Here is a 22,925-nt window from a genome sequence, read left to right on the forward strand (position 1 = left end):
CCTGCGTCAAACCGCCCGTCCGGGGGAAGGGGGAAGAGACGGAGTGGGGGTGGTGAACCAGATGCCCGACCGGGAGACCCGACACGATCCGTCACCGCGCGTACGGCCCGGGGCGGACCCGGAGCGTGACCGCACGGCCGAACGGGCCGGGCCGGACGAGACGGCCGGACGCACCGGCGCGGACGAGTCCGACGCCGAGCGCCGCAGGCGCCGCGCCCGGTTCCTGCGCGACCTCGCCGAGGCCCGGGCCCTGCGCGACCGCGTCCAGCCGCGCCGCGCCAAGACGGCCCGGCTGCGGCACGCGATGCGCATGCGCACGTTCCGCTGGTAGGGAACGGGCGGCAAACCGCCGGGGAAGATCACGAACCGCGCGGACGTTGTGGCGGGTGACCGTGCGTGGAGCAGGGCAAAGCCGCGTACGATCCGCAGGTGGCGGCAACGAGCGTGCGAGCGCGACTGCCGGACACAGGGAGCCGAAGACGTCCCCTGAACGCCTTGTTTCTGCCACGATTCCGAGTGGGTGGGGCTCGGACGAGCACTCCCCGCCCGTAACCTCCGCCGGGGGGACCCCCAACCGGCACGCCTAAGACCAGTGGGAGAGTCACGGTGTACTTCGCCGCACTGCTCGCGCGCACCGAAGACGGGTGGGAAGCGAGCGACACAGAGCTCGACGATGTGGAAACCCTGTCGGATCTGGCCGACCTGGCCCGTGAAGCCTCCCCCGACGAGGACACGGTGCTCGTGCTCATCGAGCAGGAGGACGCCTGGTTCGGCGTCGTCCGCGTGGACGGCGAGGAGGACCCTCGCATCTACGTCTCGGACGCCGCCGCCGCTGCCCGCAGCAGCTACGGCGAGATCCTGCTCACCGACGAGCTGCTCGGCCGGGACCCCGCCGACGGGGACGACCTGGACGCCCTCGACCTCGACGGCACCGAGGACGGCGACGCGGACGACGAGGAGGACGACGACGGCGAGCCCGTGGCCGGCTCCGCCGAGTCCGTGCCGCACGGCCCGGTCGGCGACGCGCAGATCCTGGACGACCTCGGTGTGACCGAGAAGGAGCTGCGCGCGCTCTCGTCGGACGCCGTCACCGAGATCGCCGAGTCCCTGGGCGCCTCGGAGACCCTGGAGACCGTCCGCTGACCGCTCGCACCACCCCCGCACCGCCCGACCCGGTACGGGACCCCTGGCGGCCCGCGATGCGCCTCGCCCTGGACGAGGCCGCCGGGGCCGTCCGGGGCGGGGACGTCCCGGTCGGCGCCGTGGTCCTGGCGCCGGACGGCACGACCGTGCTCGCGGCCGGGCACAACGAACGCGAGGCCGGGGGCGACCCGACGGCCCACGCGGAGGTCCTCGCCCTGCGGCGGGCCGCGACCGCGCTCGGCCGGTGGCGGCTCGCCGGCTGCACCCTCGTGGTGACCCTGGAGCCCTGCACGATGTGCGCGGGCGCGATCCAGCAGTCCCGCGTCGACCGGCTCGTCTACGGCGCCCGCGACGAGAAGGCCGGCGCGGCCGGCTCGCTGTGGGACCTCGTCCGCGACCGCCGCCTCAACCACCGGCCCGAGGTGATCGAGGGCGTGCTCGCCGAGGAGTGCGCCGCGCTGCTCACCGCGTTCTTCCGGGGGCGCTGAGCGGTCGCCGGGCGGTTCCCGGGCGGTCGCCGGACCGTCGCCGCAAACCGATTTCGAAGCACGCGGCACCTTGCTGTAAGGTCTCCCTCGGTAGCGTGTCCGAGCGGCCGAAGGAGCTCGCCTCGAAAGCGAGTGTGGCGCAAGTCACCGAGGGTTCAAATCCCTCCGCTACCGCTGGAGAAGGGCCCCGTCGCGAGACGGGGCCCTTCGTGCGATCCACCCCTGCGGGTGATCGATTCCTCATGCGATCATGTGCGCTGTTCGTGACACCAGTGACAGGGGAGGCCGCGATGGCGGTGAACGCGAAGAAGGTCGCCGTCTACGTCCTCGTGGTCTTCGCGCTGTACGTGATCATCACCGACCCCGCCAAGGCCGCCGACTACGTCCAGATAGGGTTCCAGGGCATCTCGGACGCCGCCCGGGCCCTGGGCGACTTCGCCACCTGGGTCGCCAACGGAGGAAAGTGATGATCCGCCACCTGGTCCTGTTCAAGCTCCACGAGGGCGTCGGACGCGACGAGCCCCGGGTCGTCGCGGGCGTCGAGGCCTTCCGCGCGCTCGACGGCAAGATCCCCGAACTGCGCCACTGGGAGCTCGGCTGGAACATCAGCGACCGCCCCATCGCGTACGACTTCGCCATCAACTCCGCCTTCGACGACGCGGAGGCGCTGCGGCGGTACGTGGAGCACCCCGATCACCAGGCCGGTGTGGCGCTGTGGCGGGAGTTCGCCACGTGGGTGATCGCGGACTACGAGTTCTGACCCCGGCCGCCCCGGCCGCTGGAAGCCCCCTGTCGGTGTGACAGGGGGCTTCTCTGTGGCCCGAGTTCATTTGTGCGCCATTCATCACTCAACACGTAGTTATGGGGTGCTTGCACACAGTGCACATGTCTTGTGATGCTATGACCGCTTTTGATGGAAGAGTCGACGGATGAGTTGACAAGGACGAGGTGGAGTTGACCGTGCTGGCCAGTACCGCACCTCAGGCACCCACCTCCGAAACCCCCGAACCCGCCCCCGCCGCTCCCCAGCGCAGCCGCGGCGCCGACACCCGCGCCCTCACGCAGGTGCTCTTCGCCCAGCTCAAGGAGCTCCAGCCGGGCACGCCGGAGCACAACCGCGTGCGCGGGGCGCTCATTGAGGCGAACCTCCCGCTCGTGCGCTACGCGGCCGCCCGGTTCCGCTCCCGCAACGAGCCGATGGAGGACGTCGTCCAGGTCGGCACCATCGGGCTGATCAACGCCATCGACCGCTTCGACCCGGACCGGGGCGTGCAGTTCCCGACGTTCGCGATGCCGACGGTCGTCGGCGAGATCAAGCGCTACTTCCGCGACAACGTCCGCACGGTCCACGTGCCGCGCCGGCTGCACGAGCTGTGGGTGCAGGTGAGCAGCGCGACGGAGGACCTCACGACCGCCTTCGGGCGCACCCCGACGACCGCGGAGATCGCCGAGCGGCTGCGCATCTCCGAGGACGAGGTGCTGTCCTGCATCGAGGCCGGGCGGTCGTACCACGCCACGTCCCTGGAGGCCGCGCAGGAGGGCGACGGGCTGCCCGGCCTGCTGGACCGGCTCGGCTACGAGGACCCCGCCCTGGACGGCGTGGAGCACCGCGACCTCGTCCGGCACCTCCTCGTGCAGCTGCCCGAGCGGGAGCAGCGGATCCTGCTGCTGCGGTACTACAGCAACCTCACGCAGTCCCAGATCAGCGCGGAACTCGGCGTCTCCCAGATGCACGTCTCACGGCTGCTCGCCCGCAGCTTCCAGCGGTTGCGGTCTGCGAACCGGATCGACGCGTAACCGCAAACGCGAGCGAGAGGTCACCGTGGGGAGGGAATCGCTCATCAGGGCCGTTCCCGGCAGTTGAGAGCCGAAAAGCCGTCAGACCCCTTGTTTGCAGGGCGGATTCGCGTCTCAGATGTCGACATGTCACTACAGCGTGTTGCCGACATGTGACATTCTGCGTGAAGCGCGTTTGCCGGAGCTTCGGCTCCGGTATTCAGGTGAAGGCTGCGTTCCTCAGACGGGAGCGTCCGCCGCGACCGTCCCGCGACCCAAAGGGGGTGGCATGTCCGCAGAACAGGGCAGCTCGAAGGTGCTCACGCTCGCGGAGAGCGACACAGCTCCCCATGCTCTCGACTCACTCGGCCCCATCGACGACGTTCCGGCCGAGCTCGTGACCGAGCCCGCGCCGGTGCTGCCGGCCACGGGGGCCATCGACACCCGCACCCTGTCCCGCTCCCTGTTCCTGCGGCTGGCCGCGCTCGACGAGGACAGCCCCGAGCGTGCGTACGTCCGTGACACGCTGATCGAGCTCAACCTGCCGCTGGTGCGGTACGCGGCCGCGCGCTTCCGGTCGCGGAACGAGCCGATGGAGGACATCGTCCAGGTCGGCACGATCGGGCTGATCAAGGCGATCGACCGGTTCGACTGCGAACGGGGCGTGGAGTTCCCGACGTTCGCGATGCCGACGGTGGTCGGGGAGATCAAGCGGTTCTTCCGGGACACGTCCTGGTCGGTGCGGGTGCCGCGGCGGCTCCAGGAGCTGCGGCTGGCGCTGACCAAGGCCAGCGACGAGCTCTCGCAGAAGCTGGACCGGTCCCCGACGGTCACCGAACTCGCCTCCGTGCTCGGGGTGTCCGAGGAGGACGTGGTCGACGGGCTGGCGGTGGGGAACGCGTACACGGCGTCCTCTCTGGACTCGCCGGCACCGGAGGACGACGGCGGCGAGGGGTCGCTGGCGGACCGGCTGGGGTACGAGGACACGGCGCTGGAGGGCGTGGAGTACCGCGAGTCCCTCAAGCCGCTGCTGGCCAAACTCCCGCCCCGGGAGCGGCGGATCATCATGCTGCGGTTCTTCGCGAACATGACGCAGTCGCAGATCGGCGAGGAGGTCGGCATCTCGCAGATGCACGTCTCGCGGCTGCTGACGCGGACGCTGGCGCAGCTGCGGGAAGGCCTGATCTCGGACTGATCCCGGACTGAGGGCGGACCGAGGACGGTTGCCGGGTGCCCGTGGCGCGGTGTCCTCGCCTTCCCGCCGGTGGTGGGTCGGGGCCGCGCCGGGGGGTGTCCGTCCTCGGAACGGCGCGATCGACTTGCGTGCCGACTCACTGTCCGTTGACGCGCCAACCGCTGCGGGCGGACACCCCCCGGCACGGCCCCTTGCGCCGTGCGGCGGGTGCGGGCCGTCCCTCGCTGCCCCGCAGAGCCGGCACCGCGGGCGACGGGCCCGTCGGGCTGCCGGCAGCCGGTCCGCCCGGCTGCGGGCAGTCGTGCAACCGCCGTATCTGTTAACCCAACGCCAGCCAAGCCACCGCCGCGATGATCGCCACCGCGACGACCACGCCGAGGATGAGACCGACGCGCGGGCCGCCGCTCGATGCCGCGGCCTGGCGCCCCTGTGGCGCCTCGTCGACGAACGCTCGGAACATCTGGGTGCTGCCGGCAGGGTCGTGATTGCCCTGGGGGGCCTGGTTGTTAGCCATGGCCCGAGACCCTAGCGAAAACGCCGGGGCTCCCCAAGTGGGGGTTGGCCTTCCGTTTGTCGCCGCGCGGCTGCGGCCGCCGGGCTCGCCACCTGCATATTTACTCTCGCAATACTTGCCTTTGCCAACTTTTGAGCCCCGCACCCCCTCTTTTATTTGCCTGTAGCAACCAACCGCTCCTATGGTTGCCCTAAGCAACGAAAGCGGGAGGTGGCATGGCCGGGAGGGCGCAGTACGAAGAGCTGGTCCGCCAGTTCAGTGCCTTCGGCGCCGTCAAGCGGGAGCTCGGCCGGGTCATGCCCGCCGAGTGCCCCGGCGGGTCGGCGGCCGTGCTGACCCTGCTGGGCCGCCACGGCGACATGCGCATGAGCAAGCTCGCCGAGCTGCTCGCGGTGGACATGTCGGTCACCAGCCGCCATGTCGCGCACGTCGTGGACCGGGGCTGGATCGAACGCTCCCCCGACCCCGCCGACAAACGCTCGCGCATCCTGCGCCTCACCCCCGCGGGCCACGCCCAGCTCGACGAACTGTCCCGGCGGACCACCGAGGTCCTGGCCGAGCGGCTGAGCGACTGGACCGACGAGGAGGTCGGCCGGCTCACGGAGCTGATGGCGCGGCTGCGGGAGAGCTTCGACTGCCGGCCCGCGGCCCGGGCGGCACCCCCCGCTGTCGAACGGACCACCCGTACACCCGCAAGCACGTAAGAAAAGGAAGCCCATGGCAACGACCACACCAGCCGGTGTGCGGGCTCATGCCAAGCACGGGGGAGGCTCCCACGGCTCCTCCGGCGACGCTCCGATGACGCACCGGCAGATCATGGAGGCCCTCACCGGCCTGCTGCTCGGCATGTTCGTCGCGATCCTGTCGTCGACGATCGTCTCCAACGCCCTGCCCCGGATCATCGGGGACCTCGGCGGCGGCCAGAGCGCCTACACCTGGGTCGTGACCGCGTCCCTGCTGACGATGACCGCCTCCACCCCGCTGTGGGGCAAGCTCGCCGACCTGTTCTCCAAGAAGCTGCTGATCCAGATCGCGCTGGTCGTGTTCGTCCTGGGGTCGGCCGCGGCGGGCATGTCGCAGAACCCCGGCATGCTCATCACCTTCCGCGCCGTGCAGGGCATCGGCATGGGCGGTCTGTCCGCGCTGGCGCAGATCATCATGGCGGCGATGATCTCGCCGCGTGAGCGCGGCCGGTACAACGGCTACCTCGGCGCCGTCTTCGCCACCGCGATGGTCGGCGGTCCGCTGGTCGGCGGTGTCATCACCGACACGGACTGGCTCGGCTGGCGCTGGTGCTTCTACGTCGGCGTGCCCTTCGCCGTGATCGCCCTGATCGTGCTGCAGAAGACCCTGCACCTGCCCGTGGTGAAGCGGAAGGTCAAGGTCGACTGGGCCGGCGCGTTCTTCATCACCGCCGCCGTCTGCCTGCTGCTCGTCTGGGTCACCTTCGCCGGTGACAAGTACGACTGGCTCTCGTGGCAGACGTACGCGATGGTCGGCGGGTCGCTGGTGCTGCTGGCGCTCTTCGTCCTGGTCGAGTCCAGGGCGAGCGAGCCGATCATCCCGCTGCGGCTGTTCCGCAACCGGACCATCACGCTGGCGTCGCTGGCCTCGCTGTTCGTCGGTATCGCGATGTTCGCCGGGACCGTCTTCTTCAGCCAGTACTTCCAGCTGGCCCGGGACAAGTCGCCGACGATGTCCGGAGTCATGACGATCCCGATGATCGCGGGCCTGTTCGTCTCCTCCACGGTCTCCGGTCAGGTCATCACCCGCACCGGCCGCTGGAAGGGCTGGCTGCTCGCCGGCGGTGTGCTGGTGACCGCGGGCCTGGGGCTGCTGGGCACCATCCGCTACGACACCGAGTACTGGCACATAGCGATCTTCATGGCGCTGCTGGGTCTCGGCATCGGCATGATGATGCAGAACCTGGTGCTGTGCACGCAGAACCAGGTGGAGCCGGGTGACCTCGGTGCCGCGAGTTCCACGGTGACCTTCTTCCGGTCCCTGGGCGGTGCCGTGGGCGTCTCCGCGCTCGGCGCGGTGCTCGGCAACAAGATCACCGACTATGTACGGGACGGCCTCGCCGGCCTCGGCTCCCAGGGCGCGGCCCTCGGCCACGCCGGCACGGGCGGGGGCTCCATCCCCGACCTCGACACGATGCCCGCGCCGATCCGCACGGTCGTGGAGAGCGCCTACGGCCACGGTGTCGCGGACGTGTTCCTCTACTCGGCCCCGCTGGCGCTGCTCGCGCTGCTGGTGTCGCTGTTCATCAAGGAGGTCCCGTTGCGGACGAAGGGCGGGCTGGCCCAGGCCGCGGCCACCGAGAGCGGCGCGCAGGCTCCCGCGGAGGCACCGGCCACGACCGGGCAGGCCGTGCCGGCCCGGGCCGTCGCGGACACCGAGGCCGCCGGCCCGGCCGGCCCCGAGGGCACGCAGCGGCTCGCCGCGGTCGCCACGGTGGCCCCGGCCGGGGAGCAGGCGTCCGGCGGGGGTGTCCCGGTCCGCGGTTTCGTCCGCGGCGCCGAGTCCGCACCCGTGCCGCAGGCCGCCGTCACGCTGATCTCGCTGGCCGGGCGCCAGCTGGGCCGGTCCGTGGCGCAGTCCGACGGGTCCTACGCCGTCGACGCGCCGGGCGCGGGCTCGTACGTCCTGATCGCCTCGGCCGACGGCTACCAGCCGCAGGCGTCCACGGTCGTGGTCGACGGCGAGCCGCTCGCCTACGACATCCTGCTCAGCGGCACCAGCGGGCTGACCGGCCTGGTGCGGGCCGCCGAGAGCGGGCAGCCGGTGAAGGACGCGATGGTCATCGTGACCGATGTGCGCGGCGATCTGCTGGCCACCCAGGCCACCGGTGAGCAGGGCGAGTTCTCCTTCGCCGAGCTGGTGCCGGGGGCGGTGACCGTCGCGGTGAACGCCGCCGGGTTCCGGCCGCGCGCCCTGCCCGTCGAGGTCGGCGGCACCGGGGTCACCCGGGTCGAGATCGACCTGGACTCGGGCGCCCGCGTCCAGGGTGTCGTCCGCGCCCCGCACGGCCCGCTGGCCGACGCCCGGGTGACGCTGGTCGACCAGGCCGGCAACGTCGTCGGCTCGGCCACGACCGGGGCGGACGGGGCGTACGCCTTCACCGACCTGGACGGCGGCGAGTACACGGTCATCGCGACGGGCTACCCGCCGGTGGCCACCGCACTGACGGTCACGGGCCGCGGCACCGACGCCCACGACATCGAACTCGCCCACCCCGGCGAGTAGTACATACCCCGGCCCGTGGCGGGCGGGCGCGCTCCGAGCGGAGGTGCGCCCCCCGTCACGGGCCGGTTTCTTTCTGAGGAGATAGGTGGAGATGGGACTGACCGCGAGGATCCGCACCCGGGACGGATGGGCCGTGTCGCACGCGGTCGTCACGGTGGCGGACATGACCGGCGCGCAGGTGCTGCGGGCCGAGGCGGACGCGGAGGGCGCCGTGCGGGACGCGGAGCCGCTGCAGCCGGGGGCCTACACGGTGATCGTCACCGCCGTCGGGTACGCGCCCGCCGCGTCGAGTGTGATCGTCACGGCGAGCGGGCGGGCCGAGGTCGGCACGGTGACGCTGGCCCGGCAGGGCGGCACCGAGCTGCCGCCGCCCGGGCCGTGGACGATCGACCCGGTGCACTCCAGCGTGGCCGCCGTGGCCCAGCACCTGGGCATCTCCAGCGTGCACGGCCGGTTCACACAGTTCTCCGGCGCGATCGAGATCGCCCCGGACGACGTCACCAAGTCACGGGTGGAGGCGGTGATCCGGGCCGGATCGATCGACACCGGCAACGGCATGCGCGACGGGCACCTGAAGTCGCCGGACTTCCTGGACGTCGAGCGGTTCCCGGAGATCACGTTCCGGTCCACGGGACTGACGGCGGCCGGATCGGACCGGTGGACGGTCCACGGCGAGCTGGGCATGCACGGCGTCGTGCGGCCGGTCGACCTGGACCTGGCCTACCTCGGCACCGGCCCGGACCCGTGGGGCGGCACTCGGGCGGCCTTCCGCGCCACGACCGAACTGCGGCGCGAGGACTTCGCGATGAACTACAACCAGGTCCTCCAGGCGGGCATCGCCGCCATCGGCACCACCCTCAGGGTGGAGCTGGACATCCAGGCCGTGCAGGGCGAGTCACTGCCCGCGGCGTGAGGAGGGGTCGCGCGGCTGGGCGACTCTCGTCACCAACTGGCCGCACAGGTCCCGGAGTTTGACGTTCCGGTCCTGCGAGACCCGGCGCAGCCGCTCCATGGCCTGACGGGCGTCGATGCGCTCACGGGCCATGAGGATGCCGACCGCCTGGTCGATGACGCTGCGCGAGAGCAGCGCGGTGCGCACGTCGGCGGCGGACTGGCTGCGGCGCTCGATGCTCAGGGACACGTTGATCGCGTCTCCCGCCCGGGCCGCGAAGGCCCGGGCCGCGTCCCGGCCGGCGTCCAGCCCGCCGGCGTGCTCCCCGTAGAAGTTGAAGGCGGCGCCCTTCTCGCCCTCGACGGCGACCGGCACCGCCAGGACGCAGCGGACGCCCACGGACAGCGCGTACGGCGTGTACGCCGGCCAGCGCGATTCCTCGGCCAGGTCCGGGACGTACTGCTCGGCTCCGGTCTCGGCGGCGTCCACGCAGGGCCCCGAGCCGTTCTCGTACTGCCGCAGGTCCAGGCCGCCGGGCAGTCCCTCGCTGCCGGCCAGCGTGAGCAGCCGGTCGGCGCGGCGCACCGTGATGCTGCTCGCGGCCGCGCCGGGCACCTCCTGCACCGCGCGGTCGGTCAGGTCGCGCAGCAGGGTGTCGAGCCCACTGCTGCGCACCATCGCCTGGTCCAGCGTGTCGGACGTCTCGGAGCTCATGACCGTACGGGTATCCCGTCGCGTCGCGAACACGCCTTCGAGGCCGGGGGCGCTCCTCAGGCCGTGGTGTGGGTGCCGACGATCCGGCGGGCCAGATCGCGCAGTTTGACGTTCTCCCGCTGGGAGGCCCGCACCAGGCTCTCGAAGGCCGCGGCCGCGTCGATGCCCTGACGCTCCATGAGGATGCCGGTGGCCTGGCCGATCAGGTCCCGGGTGTGCATGGCCTCGGTGAGCTGCTCGCGCACGGTGGCGGAGTCCAGGGCGATGCTGACGTGCGCGGTGAACAGCCGGCCGATGCGCGTGGCGTCCTCGTCGAAGACGCCGGGTTTGCGCGCGTAGGCCGTGAGCACGGTCAGCCGTCGCTTGTCGGCGCGCAGCCGCAGCGACAGCGCCGAGCGCAGCCCCAGGCCCGACAGGACGTCCCAGCCGTCGTCGGCCTCGCTGTCCGCTATCCGCGCCACGGGGCTGTGCCACAGCTGGTCCCAGTGCCCGTGCTGTTCGCGGCCGGTGTGCCGGGACTCGGCGGAGCGGACGACCTCGTCGGTCCAGGCGAGCGTGCGGAGCTTGGCACCGCGTTCGATCACGGAGATGCCGGCGTGCTCGGCTCCCGGCATGAGGTGCACGGCCAGCCGGACCGCCGTGCGCAGCGTGCTGTGCGGCGTGGAGGTCTCGTGCAGTTGCTGAGAAGCCACCGTGAGTGCCTCGGCCAGCTCGAAGCCGACCGGAAAACGGGGCAAATCAGGAAACTCGGACGCAGCCACCACGAACCTCTTCGGCATGCACGGCCATGGCCGTGCGCAGGAGAGCTCCGCAGCACATTCCCGACTGCGAGCACAGGACGGACAGCACTCTAACTGTTCGGTTGCCTCGAAGTGACGCCCGGCCGACGGCCGGGCCAGGGCGCTTCCGCGGCGGCCCCCCGGCGTGATGGAATGGCGGCGGGTCAGGAAGCGGCCTTACCGGAAACCGGACGAACGTCTGCCAGGTGAGTGCCGTGACCTTCTTCACGAATCCCACAGAACCACGCGACTTCCCCGGTCGCGTTCACCTCACGATGCCCGCCGAGATCGACTTCTGCAACGCGTCGGAGCTGCTCCCGCTCGTCATGTCCGCGGTCCGCGCGCGCGGCGACCGGCTGGAGGTGCTGGTCCTGGACCTCACCTCGACCTCCTTCATGGACTCCCAGGGCATCCGCCTCATCAACGACATACGCCAGGGCCTGCGTCCCGGTGCCCGGGTCCGGCTGGTGGCCCGGCCGGACGGGGTCGCCGGGCGCGTCCTGGAGCTGACCGGCATGCGCCGGGACGTGCCCGTGTACGACAACCTCCCGGAGGCGCTGGCGTCGTAGGCTGCCGGGCATGGCTCCGAACATCGCGACGAACACCCGCGTGTCCCTGGACGAGTTGCTCGACTTCGTGCGGCCCCGGCACCACGCGATCCTGCTGACCCGCCGGTCCGACGGCGGCCCCCAGGGCTCGCCGCTGACCTGCGGCGTGGACGACTCCGGCCGGATCGTGGTCTCCACCTACCCGGAGCGCGCCAAGACCCGCAACGCCAAGCGGGACCCGCGGGTCAGCCTGATCGTCCTGAGCGACGACTGGAACGGCCCGTGGGTCCAGATCGACGGCACGGCGGAGGTCGTCGACGCGCCCGACTCCGTCGAGCCGCTCGTGGAGTACTACCGGAACATCGCCGGGGAGCACCCCGACTGGGACGAGTACCGCGCGGCCATGGTCAAGCAGGGCAAGTCGATCATCCGGATCACGCCGGAGCGGTGGGGGCCGGTGGCGACGGGCGGGTTCCCGGCCCGGCTGGTCGAAGGGGAGTAGGCGGCCGGAGCGGTCAGCCGCGGGCGACCATCGCCTCGATGCCCGCGATCAGCAGTTCCAGGGCGAACTCGAAGTCGCGCTCCAGCATCTCCGCGACCGTGTCGCCGCCGCGCGCCGCCATGATCTCCTGGGACTCCCGGATGACGTCGGCGGCCTGCGGGGCCGCGGTCACCGTGGTCAGGGCCTGCTGGAAGTAGGCGTCCACGGACAGCCCGGAGGCGGCGGCGCGGGTGGCGAGGTGGCCCTCCAGCGTGCCGTAGCCGTAGACGAACTGGAAGACGGCCGAGATCGTGCTCGTCAGGCGGTGCGCCGGCATGCCGGTCCCGCGCACCACGCGCTGCACCACCCGGGAGAACGCCAGGTTGTTGGGGCCGATGTTGAGGTAGGCACCGACCAGCGGGGACACCCAGGGGTGCCGCACCAGCAGCGTCCGGTACTCCCGCGCCAGCGCCCGCACCTGCTCGCGCCAGTCCTCGCCCGAGTCCGGGTCGGGCAGCCGCATCTCGCCCATGACGGCGTCCAGGGCGAGTTCGAGCAGATCGTCCTTGGTGTCGACGTACCAGTAGACGGACATCGCGGTGACGTTCAGCTCGGCGGCCAGCCGCCGCATCGAGAACTTGGCCAGTCCCTCGGCGTCCAGCAGCCGGACGGTCACCTCGGTGATCCGGTCGCGGTCCAGGCCCGAGGGCTGCCCGCCCCCGCGCCGCCGGTGCGCCCTGCCCTCCAGCCAGACGCTGGTTCGCGGCTGATCCTGCCGGGCCGCTCTCGCCATGGCGCACCTTCCTCGCTCTTCGAGACGCCGCTCATGCTAGACGCGCCGTCGGGACGGGGGCGCGGGGCCGCGGACTGGTCGCGGCACCGGCGCTCCCAGGGGCCCGTCGTCCGGATCAGTCGCCGCGCGTCCGCGGCGGGATCCGAACGACAGGCAGGCCCTAGGCGGACTCCGCCCGCTCGGCCCGCCGGAGCAACGCCGCCGCGACCAGTCCGCCCGCCAGCACGGCGACCGCCCCGACGAGCTGGCTGGTCTCCAGGCCGGAGGCGAACGCGTCGGAGATGCGCGCCTTCTCCTCGGCGGAGTCCGCCGCGGCCAGGGCCGCGGGCAGCGAGGCCGCCGAGACGGCGACCAGCGAGGCGAACCGGGAGTTGAGCACGGCCCCGAGGACGGCGACCCCCAGCCCGTTGCCGAACTCCGCGAGCGTGCCGTTGATGCCCGCGCCCACGCCCGCCTTCTCCGGCGGGATCGCCCCCATGATCGCGTTGGCCATCGCCGGCATGGACAGGGCGACGCCCGCGCCCATGACGACCAGGCCGAGCAGCATGCCCCCGTACCCGTGCCCGCCGAGCAGCGCGATCGCCGCGAGCCCCGCCGACACCAGGGTCATGCCGAGCGCGATCGCCCCGGGCGTGCCGACCCTCAGCACGAGCTTCGCCCCGACCCCCGTGAAGTTGAGGGCGACCACGGTCAGCGCCAGCGGCGCGGTGCGCAGCCCCGCGTCCAGCGGCTCGTAGCCGAGCACGAACTGCAGGTGCTGGGTGAGCAGGAACAGCGACCCCGTCATACCGAACGCCACGAGGATCGCGCCCGCGACCGCGCCCACGAACTTCTGGTTGCGGAAGAAGTGCATGTCGAGCATGGGCTGCTCGGTGCGCAGCTCCCACAGCACGAACAGGCCGAGCACGAGCACACCGGCCAGCGCGGAGACCAGGACCTGCCCGGAGGCCCAGCCGTGCTCGGGGCCGGTGATGATCGCGTACACCACGGCCGTCATGCCGAGGGTCGACAGCACCGCGCCGGGCACGTCGGGCCGGTCGCCGGCCCTGTGCTTCGACTCGGGCACCAGCGCGGCCACCGCGACCAGGCCGAGCACCGCGACCGGGATGTTGATGAGGAAGATCGCGCCCCACCAGAAGTGGTTCAGCATCACACCGCCGATCAGCGGCCCGGCCGCGAAGCCGAGCGAACTGACCGTCGACCACAGCGCGATGGCCTTCACCCGCTCCTGGTCGTCGAAGATCTGCACGACGACCGCGAGGGTCGTGGTCATCAGCAGCGCGCCGCCTACGCCCATGCCGGCGCGGGCCGCGATCAGCTGGGCCGGGCTCTGGGACAGGCCGGCCGCCAGCGAGCCGACGCCGAAGATCGCCAGGCCCGACATCAGCATCAGCTTGCGGCCGTAGCGGTCGGCGGAGTTGCCCGCGGTGAGCAGCAGCCCGGACTGGACCAGTGAGTAGGCGTTCATCATCCACTGGACGTCCGCGGTCGAGGCGTCCATCTCGCGGGTGAGCGAGGGGATCGCCACGTTCAGGATCGTGTTGTCGAGCAGCACGGTGAGCTGCGCGAGGCAGATGACGCCGAGGATCAGCCAGCGTTGGGGATGCCCGGTGTGCGCCGTCCGCGGCGCGGTCTCTTCCTGGGAGGACGTCGTCATGTTCTACACCGTAGAACAGCCCCCATACGCTGTACAACGGAGTTGTGGCCACGGGTCGGGCACGGGTCAGCCGGTCGCCTTCTGTGTGAGGTCGTAGAACGTGGCCGAACCGGCCGTGACCTTCGTGAAGTTGGCCTCGACCCAGGCGGTGATCCGCGCGGACGTGCCGTCAGCGCTTCCGCCCATGCCGCCGCCCGTGCCGGAGGCGATGAAGTAGTGGATCTTCCCGTCCGCCACGTACTGCTGGAACCGGGCCAGGGTCGGGGACGGGTCGGTGCCGTTGAAGCCGCCTACGGCCATCACCGGCTCGCCGGTCGACAGCTGGTAACTCGCCGCGTTCTGGGCGCCGATGGCCGCCGCGGCCCAGGTGTACCGGTCGGCGTCGGTCGCCAGCAGTTTCCTGGCCTCGGTGCCGACGCCCGCGCCGTTGAGCAGGCCGCCCGCGCCGCCGGCACCGCCCGTGTCGCCCGTGCCGACCCGGCCGGGCACGCCGGGCACGCCGCCGCCGGGAAGGCCCTGGCCGCCCTGCCGGTTTCCGCCCTGCGCGTTTCCGCCCTGCTGGTTTCCGTCCTGCGCGTTTCCGCCCTGCTGGTTCTGGCCCCTGCCCGGGAAGCCGCCGCCGGGGCCCTGGCCGCCGGGAGCGCCACCGCCGCCCGGGCCGCCGCGGGCGCCCGCCACCGACGGGCCCGCCGTCACGATCGAGCCGGTGTGGCCCTCGTTCAGCGTGGTCAGCGTGTAGGCCGCCGGTCCGGCCAGCGCGGCGGCGAGGCCGAGACCTGCCGTGCCCAGGGCGAGCCGGCGCCCGAGCCGCCCGGCGAAGAGCAGACCGAGGGCCGCCGTGAGACCGCCGGCCAGGACCAGCCACTTCAGCCAGGGCAGGTAGTCGGAGGAGCGGTCGAGCAGGACGTACCCCCAGGCCGCGGTCGCCGTCATCGCGGCCGCCAGGGCCAGGGACGCCCACACCCCGGTGCGCCGCTGCCACAGCAGCGCGGCGCCCATGCCGATCAGCGGGGCGAGGTAGGGGGCGAGGGCCACCGTGTAGTACTCGTGGAAGATGCCCTGCATGTAGCTGAAGACCAGCAGGGTGGTAAACAGAGCGCCGCCCCAGACGAGGAACGCACCGCGCGTCACCGACGTGCGCCCGGCCGTGCGGGTGGCCACGAGAGCGGCGGCGAGCAGGATCAGCGCGGCCGGGATCAGCCAGGAGATCTGGCCGCCGATGGAGGAGCCGAACAGCCGGTCCCAGCCGGTCTCCCCCCAGGAGCCGCCCCCGCCCCCGCCGCCTCCGCCGACGCTGCCGGTCTCCTCGCCGTTGAGGCGCCCCAGGCCGTTGTAGCCGAAGGTCAGTTCCAGGAAGCTGTTGTTCTGCGAGCCGCCGATGTAGGGGCGGGAGGAGGCGGGCCAGAGTTCGACGATCGCGACCCACCAGCCGCCGGAGACGACGATCGCGGCCAGGGCGGCGGCGAGCTGCCCGATCCGCCTGCGCACCGGGACCGGGGCGCAGACGCCGTAGACCAGGGCGAGCGGCGGGAGGATCAGGAAGGCCTGGAGGGTCTTGGTGAGGAAGGCGAAGCCGATCGCGGCACCGGCCCACAGCAGCCACCTGGTGCGGCCGTCCTCCAGGGCGCGGACGACGAGGTGGCAGGCCAGGGCCATCAGCAGGGCCAGCAGCGCGTCCGGGTTGTTGAAGCGGAACATCAGCGCCGCGACGGGGGTGAGCGCGAGGACCGCGCCCGCGATCAGACCGGCCGCGGGGCCGGACCGGCGCCGCACGGCGGCGTACACGACGGCGACCGTGCCGACGCCCATGAGGACCTCGGGCACCAGGATCGACCAGGAGCCGAGCCCGAAGAGCCGTACGGACAGGGCCATCGGCCACAGTGCGGCCGGGGGCTTGTCGACGGTGATGGCGTTCGCCGCGTCCAGCGAGCCGAAGAAGAACGCCTTCCAGGACTGGCTGCCCGCCTGCACCGCCGCCGAGTAGAAGGAGTTGGCGTAGCCGGAGGCGCTCAGGTTCCACAGGTAGAGCGCGGCGGTGGCGAGCAGCAGGGCGAGGAAGGCCGGGCGGGCCCAGCGGGGGTCCTCGGGGCGGCCGCGCCACAGCCGTCGCGGCAGCGACCGCGGCAGCGACCGGCCGGATGCCCCGGCCTCGGGGCCGGGCGCAGGTGCGGGCGGTCCCGGCCGGGTCGTGGGACGGGTGGCCGCGCCGTCGGCCCGCTGGTCGTGGTGGACGGTCATCGCAGGTCCCTCGCATCGGTGTCGTGCGGGCGCACCGGCAGCAGTTGCACGGTCGCGTCCGGCCAGGAGTCCGCGACCTCACCGGCGCGGAACGGAGTGGTGTCGTACGGGCCGGCCACGGCACCGCCCCCTTGGTACGGGCCGGCCGGCGCGTGGTACGGGCCGGCCGGCGCGCCGGTCCCTCGGGCGGGCCCGGGGGAGGCGTCCTCGTGGCGGTCGGGGAACACCCACGCCCGGAAGAGCAGGAAGCGCAGCACGGTCGCCGCGAGGTTGGCGGCGACGAGCACCGCCAGCTCGGTGGAGTGGGCGGGCTCGGACGTGGCCGCGCCCAGCGCCGCGAGCGAGCCGCTGGTCAGGGCGAGCCCGATGCCGAAGACGACCAGACCCTGCGCCTGGTGCCGTACGGCCCCGCCGCGCCCGCGCACCCCGAAGGTGAGCCGCCGGTTGGCCGCGGTGTTGGCGACCGCGGAGAGCAGCAGGGCGAGCGCGTTGGCCGCCTGCGAGCCGGTGAAGGCCCGGAAGGCGGTGTAGAGGAGCAGGTAGCACAGGGTGGACAGGACGCCGACCGCGCAGAACCCGACCAACTGGCGGGCCAGGCCCGTCGGCACGTCGCTGATCTCGCGGTCGCGCGGGTCGTCCCCGAACGGCCGGGTGAGCCGGTCCAGCGGCAGCGACCCGGTGGCCAGGGCCCTGCCCACCCGCCACACGCCCTTGAGGTCGTCGGTCGCGGTCCGGACGATGTGCACGGTCGAGTCGGGGTCGTCGACCCAGTCGACCGGCACCTCGTGGATCCGCAGACCGGCCCGCTCGGCGAGCACCAGCATCTCGGTGTCGAAGAACCAGCCGGTGTCCTCGACCAGGGGCAGCAGCACCCGCGCCACCTCGCGGCGGATGGCCTTGAACCCGCACTGGGCGTCGGAGAAGCGGGCCTGCAGGGAGCCGCGCAGGATGAGGTTGTAGGCCCGGCTGATGAACTCCCGCTTGGGGCCGCGCACCACGCGGGAGCTGCGCGCGAGCCGGGAGCCGATCGCGAGGTCCGAGTGACCGGAGATCAGCGGCGCCACCAGCGGGAGCAGGGCGTTGAGGTCGGTGGACAGGTCCACGTCCATGTAGGCGAGGACGGGGGCGTCCGAGGCGGACCAGACGGCGCGCAGGGCCCGGCCGCGGCCCTTCTGTTCCAGCCGGTGGACGGTGACCTCGGGTATCCGTTCCGCCAGCCGGGCGGCGACCCGCGGGGTGGCGTCCGTGGAGGCGTTGTCCGCGATCGTGATGCGGAACGCGTACGGGAACGTGCGGGCGAGGTGCTCGTGCAGCCTGCGCACGCACGGCTGGAGGTCCTTCTCCTCGTTGTAGACGGGGATCACTACGTCCAGGACAGGCGTGCCGGCTGGTGCGGCCGGGAGGTGCTCCCGCGCCGGCAGGGTGCCGGGAGAAGAGTCGGTTCGCATGGGACCGACTGTCGTCAGGCGCCCTGTCGTGCCCGTGTGGTGACGCTGTGGCGTGCCTGTGAGTGCCGCGGCCGGTCCGGGCCCGGCTGCGCCGGCGCCGGCAGGCGCACGGTGAACACGGTCCGCCCGGGCACGCTGTCGACGGTCACGGCGCCGCCGTGCGCGGTCGCCACGGCCTGCACGATGGCGAGTCCGAGGCCGGTGGAGCCGGTGGCCCGGGAGCGCGCGGAGTCGCCGCGCGCGAACCGCTCGAAGACGTGCGGCAGCAACGCGCCCGGGATGCCCGGCCCGTCGTCCTCCACGTCCACGCACAGCCAGGGCCCGCGCCGCTGGACGCGGGCGGTGACGGTGGTGCCGGGCGGGGTGTGGGTGCGGGCGTTGCCGAGCAGGTTGACCAGGACCTGCTGGAGCCGGGCCGCGTCCGCCGCCACGAGCGCGGGCTCGTCGGGCAGGTCGAGCCGCCACAGGTGATCCTGGCCGGCGGCGCGGGCGTCGCTGACGGTGTCGACGACCAGCGGGACGAGGTCGGTCCGCTCGAACCGCAGCGGCCGCCCCGCGTCGAGCCGGGCGAGCAGCAGCAGGTCCTCGACGAGCAGGGTCATGCGCCCGGCCTCGGACTCGATCCGGCCGAGGGCGTGCCGGGTGTCGGGGCCGACCTGTTCGCGGCCCCGCCGGGTGAGTTCGGCGTAGCCGCGGATGGAGGCCAGGGGGGTGCGCAGTTCGTGGCTGGCGTCGGCGACGAACTGCCTGACCCGCATCTCGCTGCGCTGGCGGGCGTGCAGCGCCCCGTGGACGTGGTCGAGCATCCGGTTGAGCGCGGCGCCGACCTGCCCGACCTCGGTGTGGGGGTCGGTCTCGGAGTCGGGGACGCGCTCGCTGAGGTTGACCTCGCCGGTGTGCAGGGGGAGTTCGGAGACCCGGGTGGCGGTGGCGGCGACCCGGCGCAGGGGCCGGATGGCGACGCCGATGAGGACGGATCCGGCGATGGCGGCGGCGACCAGCCCGGCGCCGGTGACGCTCACCTCGACGAGGACGAGGGTGTGGATGGTGGCGGTGACCGACGCGGTGGGCAGGGCCACGTAGGAGGCCTGCCCCTCGGCGTCGACGACGTACTGGGCGCGGTACTCGCCCAGGCCGGGGAGGTCGACGGTGTGCGTGCCCCGCGTGGGGACCTGCGCCAGGGCGGCCCGCTGCTCGGCGGTGAGGTTCACGGTCGAGTTCCGCTGGTAGGGGCCGGCCGCCTCCCGGACCACGGCCCCGCGGACGATCGTGCCGTCGGCGCCGACCTCGGCGGCGACGGTCCGGGGCTGCGCGGGCCCGCCGAGGAAGCCGGTGATCCGGTCCGTCGCGGCGTCGGCCTTCCCGCCGCCGGGTTTCACGGGCCCCGACAGGCGCTTGCCGGCGTCGTCGACCTGCTCGTTCAGCTGCTCGTACAGATGCGAGCGCAGCGCCAGCGTCGTCACGGTCCCGATCACCGCGCACACCACGGCGATCAGCGCCACGGACGTGACGACGAGCCGGGTGCGCAGCGTGCGCGGCGGGCCCGCCCGTCCCCCCGCGGTCCGCCGCCGCTCACGCGGCCGGCGCCGTCCGCTCATGACGCGGCGGGCTTGATCAGGTAACCGGCACCGCGCCGCGTGTGGATCATCGGCTCCCGCCCGGCGTCGATCTTCCGCCGCAGGTAGGAGATGTAGAGCTCGACGACGTTGGCCTGGCCCCCGAAGTCGTAGCTCCACACCCGGTCGAGGATCTGCGCCTTGCTGAGCACCCGCCGCGGGTTGCGCATGAGGAACCGCAGCAGCTCGAACTCGGTCGCGGTCAGGTGGATGCTCTCCCCGGCCCGGGTGACCTCGTGGCTGTCCTCGTCCAGGGTGAGGTCGCCGACGACCAGCGTGGAGTCGGACCGGCGGTCGGCGGCGCCCGAGCGGCGGATCAGCCCGCGCAGCCGGGCGACGACCTCCTCCAGGCTGAACGGCTTGGTGACGTAGTCGTCCCCGCCGGCGGTGAGCCCGGCGATCCGGTCCTCGACGGCGTCCTTGGCGGTCAGGAACAGCACGGGCACGTCCGGCAGGTCGCGGCGCAGCCGCCCGAGCACGGCCAGCCCGTCCATGTCCGGCAGCATCATGTCCAGGACGACGGCGTCGGGCCGGAAGTCGCGCGCGGCCCGGAGCGCGCCCGTGCCGTCCCCGGCACTCCGGATCTGCCATCCCTCGTAGCGCAGGGCCATGGACAGCAGCTCGGTGATCGACATCTCGTCGTCGACCACCAGCACGCGGACGGGGCTCCCGTCCGGCCTCAGCAGTTCGGTGCGCCCGTGGGGCGAGGTCGTGGTCATGTGAACACGGTGTCGGGGCCCTCTGAGAGCGCCCTTTCCCCCACCTGTGATTTGTCTGAGAAACCCACAAGCATCTCTCAGGGAACGCCCGGGAGGACGGACCGGCCCGCGATCGCCGCGAGCGGACCGGCCCGCCGCGGCGGCCCCGCACGGTCAGAACAGCCCGTCCTGCACCCCGGCCGCGGCCCTGAACTCCCGTACGGGAACCGTCAGTCCGCCGGCCGGGGCGGGCACCAGCTCCCAGCCGGTCATCAGCCGCGTGTCGAGCACGACGACACCGTCCCCGGTCGCCAGGTGCAGATCGGGCCCGGCGGCGGCGACCAGCTCCCCGCCGACCACACCCCCTGCGACCAGCTCGCTCACCTCCCCCACGGCGGCGGGGACGCCCGCGAGCCCGAACACACCGACGTGATCGACGACGTCCAGCGGCCTGCGCTGCAGCGACTCCGGCCAGCCGGTGAGCGCGACGGCCCGGGCGTGCAGCGCGGCGACCTCACCGGCCCGGTCCGCCGCCGCCTCCGGCAGTGCGGCGCGCACCGCCCGCTTCTGCGCGTAGGGAATCCGGTCGGGGACCCGCAGCGCGGCCCGCAGCAGCTCCTCCGTACGCCGCGCGGCCATGAGCGGTCCGGCTCCCAGCCAGCTGAAGCAGACGGCTCCCTGCTCCAGGAGCCGGGCCGGGCCCCGCTCCACGGCCGTGATCCCGACCTTGAGCATGCCGGGCCCGAACCACGCCAGGTACACGTGGTAGGGCCGCGGGTCGTCGGCGAGGGTGTCCGCCGCCACGGAGTGCGCCCGGTCCAGCCGCGCGCACTGCTCGCATCGCGCCCCCGTGCTCCGCGCCGGTACGACCGCCCCGGCGGGGCAGGCGTGCCCCCGGGCTCCCGCACATGTCCGCGCGCCGCCCTCCACGACCCCGAAGGCCACGCGTCTCCCTCGGGCCAGCGCACTGCGCCGGCCCCCGTCCCACACCAGCTCGGGCCCTTCCACGGACCACCGCAGCCCCGAGCACTTCCATGCGTGTGCCATCGCTGACGAGCGTAAGGGGGGCCACTGACAGGGGCACTGACAGGCGGCCCTGGCAAGGGGGTTACTTACAAGGGGGGCCGCTGACAAGGGGGGCCGCTGACCAGGGCTTGGGCCCGGCGGCCCGGGGGCCGGATCACGTCAGCGGGCGGAGTCCGCTTCCAGGACCGCCGCCGGTTCCCGCTCTCCCTCTCGCTGTGCGGGCATGGAGAGCCGCGGCGTGCGCCCGGGCCGTGAGCCGCGGCCGCCCCGGCCGGCCAGGCGGCACCCCAGGCAGTCCGCGTGCCCGCCCGGCGCCGCCGTGTCCCGCACCCGCCAGTCCCACTCCGGCCGGGGCCGCGCCCCGGGCCTCTTGCCCCACCCGGAGAGATGGAGCGCCCAGGTGACGAACAGGCTCACGACACCGATGGCGACGCCTCCGGCGATCAACGGGCCCGAGACCGTGCAGACCCCCGCTCCGACGACGCCGGCACCGACGCTCGCGATGCCGAAGCCGACCCAGCCCGCGACGGTGTGCCCGTGGTCATACTGATGTGCGCTCACGTGCTTCCCCATCAGCCACGGGGTCGACGGGGAGACACCCCGGACCGGACCCCTTACTTACTAAGACGTTTACCACCCAAACATCTCACGAACTAAGGGAAATGGGAATGCAAGCCAAGCCGCGCCCGGCCGTCACGCCGGAGCAGGCGCTGTCGGCGATGGACCACCTCATCGCGACCCACCTGGTCGGACAGCACGAGATCGCCCAGCAGGTGGGACTGAGCGTGACCGACCTCACATGCTTCGCCTATGTCATCCAGGCCGGGGAGAACCTCCCCACCGCCGGGGACCTGGCCGCCCGCGTCCACGTCACCACGGGCGCGGTCACCGGCATCCTCAACCGCCTGGAGCGCGCCGGCTACATCACCCGCCGCCCCGACCCCGACGACCGCCGCCGGATCCGCGTGGCGGCCCGGCCCGAGGCGGTCGCCCGCGTCCGCGAGGTCTACGAGCCGTACTACGCCCGCCTCATGGAACTCTTCGCGGACTACTCCCCGGCCGAGATCGCGGTCCTCACCGACTGGTTCAACCGCGCGAGCACCCTGGCGGCGGACTACCTGGCGGAGCACCGCCGCACCGACTGAGAAAGCCAGAGGCCCTGTGGATCGCTCCACAGGGCCTCTGGTCTGCTGTGCACTCGGCAGGATTCGAACCTGCAACCTTCTGATCCGTAGTCAGATGCTCTATCCGTTAAGCTACGAGTGCTTGTTCTGTTTTATCGCCGCTCTCGGGCCTTCCGGCTCGCTCGCGGCGACAGGAAGAACATTACATGACTGCCGCCGCCATGTGAAATCCGTTAGCCATACCGCTTGTGACCTGCGGAAATGCCCTATGGAACGGCGAAGCCCCGGTCGGCTGACCGGGGCTTCGTGATCGTGGCGGAGGCGGAGGGATTTGAACCCTCGATGGGCTTTAAGGCCCAAACCGCATTAGCAGTGCGGCGCCATAGACCGGACTAGGCGACGCCTCCACACATCCACCCGCGTGAGCGCGGGTCGGTGCGTGCCGATGATGACACAGTCGAGCGCGGTGTCACCAATCGACCCCCACGGTACTAGGCGGGAAGGGCGCAGGGCAAAGGCCTTGCCGGAGCCCGCGGCCGGACCGTC

The 22,925-nt window shown here is 72.5% G+C and carries 24 protein-coding genes and 3 tRNA genes; 14 read left to right on the top strand and 13 right to left on the bottom strand.

Annotated elements, in window-relative coordinates:
• The first annotated feature begins 61 nt into the window (after positions 1 to 61).
• The 8 genes from ACIGAN_RS32450 to ACIGAN_RS32485 all read left to right on the top strand — a co-directional run bounded on the left by ACIGAN_RS32450 (position 62) and on the right by ACIGAN_RS32485 (position 4,602).
• Positions 62 to 331, top strand: coding sequence for a hypothetical protein (locus ACIGAN_RS32450; RefSeq protein WP_365091924.1), 270 nt, complete (start codon positions 62 to 64; stop codon positions 329 to 331).
• A gap of 275 nt (positions 332 to 606) precedes the next feature.
• Entirely contained in the window at positions 607 to 1,143 is a 537-nt protein-coding gene (locus tag ACIGAN_RS32455; protein WP_365091847.1) for a tRNA adenosine deaminase-associated protein, read from the top strand.
• Between the two features lie 56 nt (positions 1,144 to 1,199).
• The gene (gene tadA / locus ACIGAN_RS32460; RefSeq protein ID WP_365744756.1) at positions 1,200 to 1,631 is read left to right on the top strand and encodes a tRNA adenosine(34) deaminase TadA; all 432 of its coding nucleotides are present in this window, start codon (positions 1,200 to 1,202) and stop codon (positions 1,629 to 1,631) included.
• Between the two features lie 89 nt (positions 1,632 to 1,720).
• A tRNA-Ser gene (locus ACIGAN_RS32465) sits at positions 1,721 to 1,805 on the top strand.
• A 116-nt stretch (positions 1,806 to 1,921) separates the two neighbouring features.
• Positions 1,922 to 2,098 carry a hypothetical protein gene (locus tag ACIGAN_RS32470; RefSeq protein WP_010045116.1) on the top strand — a complete coding sequence of 59 codons (177 nt, stop codon included), beginning with the start codon at positions 1,922 to 1,924 and terminating at the stop codon, positions 2,096 to 2,098.
• On the top strand, positions 2,098 to 2,391 hold the full coding sequence (locus ACIGAN_RS32475) for a Dabb family protein (RefSeq protein WP_365091852.1): 294 nt from the start codon (positions 2,098 to 2,100) through the stop codon (positions 2,389 to 2,391). Before ACIGAN_RS32470 ends, ACIGAN_RS32475 begins: the two co-directional genes overlap by 1 nt.
• A 188-nt stretch (positions 2,392 to 2,579) precedes the next feature.
• Positions 2,580 to 3,428, top strand: coding sequence for an RNA polymerase sigma factor SigF (locus tag ACIGAN_RS32480; RefSeq protein ID WP_399862912.1), 849 nt, complete (start codon positions 2,580 to 2,582; stop codon positions 3,426 to 3,428).
• Between the two features lie 268 nt (positions 3,429 to 3,696).
• Entirely contained in the window at positions 3,697 to 4,602 is a 906-nt protein-coding gene (locus ACIGAN_RS32485; protein WP_309097588.1) for an RNA polymerase sigma factor SigF, read from the top strand.
• Positions 4,603 to 4,921: 319 nt separating this feature from the next.
• On the opposite strand, the gene ACIGAN_RS32490 is transcribed toward ACIGAN_RS32485, so the two are convergent.
• Entirely contained in the window at positions 4,922 to 5,116 is a 195-nt protein-coding gene (locus ACIGAN_RS32490) for a hypothetical protein (protein WP_365091856.1), read from the bottom strand.
• Between the two features lie 215 nt (positions 5,117 to 5,331).
• Here ACIGAN_RS32490 and ACIGAN_RS32495 point away from each other — a divergent pair, with 215 nt between their 5' ends.
• The 3 genes from ACIGAN_RS32495 (at position 5,332) to ACIGAN_RS32505 (ending at position 9,278) form a co-directional block, all read left to right on the top strand.
• Entirely contained in the window at positions 5,332 to 5,820 is a 489-nt protein-coding gene (locus ACIGAN_RS32495) for a MarR family winged helix-turn-helix transcriptional regulator (protein WP_365744887.1), read from the top strand.
• A gap of 13 nt (positions 5,821 to 5,833) precedes the next feature.
• Complete coding sequence (locus tag ACIGAN_RS32500) at positions 5,834 to 8,365, top strand: MFS transporter (RefSeq protein WP_399862915.1); 2,532 nt, start codon at positions 5,834 to 5,836, stop codon at positions 8,363 to 8,365.
• A 91-nt stretch (positions 8,366 to 8,456) separates the two neighbouring features.
• Complete coding sequence (locus tag ACIGAN_RS32505) at positions 8,457 to 9,278, top strand: YceI family protein (RefSeq protein WP_365744883.1); 822 nt, start codon at positions 8,457 to 8,459, stop codon at positions 9,276 to 9,278.
• Here ACIGAN_RS32505 and ACIGAN_RS32510 read toward each other — a convergent pair.
• Both ACIGAN_RS32510 and ACIGAN_RS32515 read right to left on the bottom strand, forming a co-directional pair.
• Positions 9,261 to 9,971 (bottom strand): GAF and ANTAR domain-containing protein, encoded by a 711-nt coding sequence (locus ACIGAN_RS32510; RefSeq protein ID WP_365744881.1) that lies wholly within the window; start codon positions 9,969 to 9,971, stop codon positions 9,261 to 9,263. The genes ACIGAN_RS32505 and ACIGAN_RS32510 overlap by 18 nt on opposite strands.
• 56 nt (positions 9,972 to 10,027) lie before the next feature.
• Positions 10,028 to 10,750: a GAF and ANTAR domain-containing protein gene (locus ACIGAN_RS32515; protein WP_365744879.1), complete on the bottom strand. Its 723-nt coding sequence runs from the start codon at positions 10,748 to 10,750 to the stop codon at positions 10,028 to 10,030.
• Between the two features lie 275 nt (positions 10,751 to 11,025).
• Between ACIGAN_RS32515 and ACIGAN_RS32520 the strand changes: the two genes are divergently transcribed.
• Both ACIGAN_RS32520 and ACIGAN_RS32525 read left to right on the top strand, forming a co-directional pair.
• A complete protein-coding gene (locus ACIGAN_RS32520; RefSeq protein WP_365744889.1) occupies positions 11,026 to 11,319 on the top strand; it encodes an STAS domain-containing protein in 294 nt (97 codons plus the stop codon).
• A 10-nt stretch (positions 11,320 to 11,329) separates the two neighbouring features.
• On the top strand, positions 11,330 to 11,800 hold the full coding sequence (locus ACIGAN_RS32525) for a PPOX class F420-dependent oxidoreductase (protein WP_365091874.1): 471 nt from the start codon (positions 11,330 to 11,332) through the stop codon (positions 11,798 to 11,800).
• Between the two features lie 13 nt (positions 11,801 to 11,813).
• Here the strand turns inward: ACIGAN_RS32525 and ACIGAN_RS32530 are convergent, their stop codons facing one another.
• The 8 genes from ACIGAN_RS32530 to ACIGAN_RS32565 all read right to left on the bottom strand — a co-directional run bounded on the left by ACIGAN_RS32530 (position 11,814) and on the right by ACIGAN_RS32565 (position 21,816).
• A complete protein-coding gene (locus tag ACIGAN_RS32530; RefSeq protein ID WP_399862918.1) occupies positions 11,814 to 12,572 on the bottom strand; it encodes a TetR/AcrR family transcriptional regulator in 759 nt (252 codons plus the stop codon).
• A 160-nt stretch (positions 12,573 to 12,732) separates the two neighbouring features.
• Positions 12,733 to 14,229, bottom strand: coding sequence for an MFS transporter (locus ACIGAN_RS32535; protein WP_365091879.1), 1,497 nt, complete (start codon positions 14,227 to 14,229; stop codon positions 12,733 to 12,735).
• A gap of 66 nt (positions 14,230 to 14,295) precedes the next feature.
• Positions 14,296 to 16,467, bottom strand: a complete 2,172-nt coding sequence (locus ACIGAN_RS32540) for an ArnT family glycosyltransferase (protein WP_399862921.1) — start codon at positions 16,465 to 16,467, stop codon at positions 14,296 to 14,298.
• Complete coding sequence (locus tag ACIGAN_RS32545) at positions 16,464 to 17,915, bottom strand: glycosyltransferase (protein ID WP_399862922.1); 1,452 nt, start codon at positions 17,913 to 17,915, stop codon at positions 16,464 to 16,466. The genes ACIGAN_RS32540 and ACIGAN_RS32545 overlap by 4 nt, the downstream gene beginning before the upstream one ends.
• Positions 17,916 to 17,929: 14 nt before the next feature.
• Positions 17,930 to 19,513, bottom strand: a complete 1,584-nt coding sequence (locus ACIGAN_RS32550; protein ID WP_399862924.1) for a sensor histidine kinase — start codon at positions 19,511 to 19,513, stop codon at positions 17,930 to 17,932.
• Entirely contained in the window at positions 19,510 to 20,250 is a 741-nt protein-coding gene (locus ACIGAN_RS32555) for a response regulator transcription factor (protein WP_365091891.1), read from the bottom strand. The genes ACIGAN_RS32550 and ACIGAN_RS32555 overlap by 4 nt, the downstream gene beginning before the upstream one ends.
• A gap of 153 nt (positions 20,251 to 20,403) precedes the next feature.
• Complete coding sequence (locus ACIGAN_RS32560; protein WP_399862926.1) at positions 20,404 to 21,276, bottom strand: DUF2797 domain-containing protein; 873 nt, start codon at positions 21,274 to 21,276, stop codon at positions 20,404 to 20,406.
• Between the two features lie 138 nt (positions 21,277 to 21,414).
• Positions 21,415 to 21,816: an HGxxPAAW family protein gene (locus tag ACIGAN_RS32565; protein ID WP_399862928.1), complete on the bottom strand. Its 402-nt coding sequence runs from the start codon at positions 21,814 to 21,816 to the stop codon at positions 21,415 to 21,417.
• A gap of 107 nt (positions 21,817 to 21,923) precedes the next feature.
• Between ACIGAN_RS32565 and ACIGAN_RS32570 the strand changes: the two genes are divergently transcribed.
• Positions 21,924 to 22,400, top strand: coding sequence for a MarR family winged helix-turn-helix transcriptional regulator (locus tag ACIGAN_RS32570; protein ID WP_399862930.1), 477 nt, complete (start codon positions 21,924 to 21,926; stop codon positions 22,398 to 22,400).
• 48 nt (positions 22,401 to 22,448) lie between these two features.
• Here the strand turns inward: ACIGAN_RS32570 and ACIGAN_RS32575 are convergent.
• Together ACIGAN_RS32575 and ACIGAN_RS32580 are read right to left on the bottom strand one after the other, a co-directional pair.
• A tRNA-Arg gene (locus ACIGAN_RS32575) sits at positions 22,449 to 22,521 on the bottom strand.
• A 171-nt stretch (positions 22,522 to 22,692) separates the two neighbouring features.
• A tRNA-Ser gene (locus ACIGAN_RS32580) sits at positions 22,693 to 22,786 on the bottom strand.
• Between the last annotated feature and the right edge of the window lie 139 nt (positions 22,787 to 22,925).

The sequence above is a fragment of the Streptomyces sp. NPDC085931 genome (assembly GCF_044540565.1).
GTDB lineage: Bacteria > Actinomycetota > Actinomycetes > Streptomycetales > Streptomycetaceae > Streptomyces.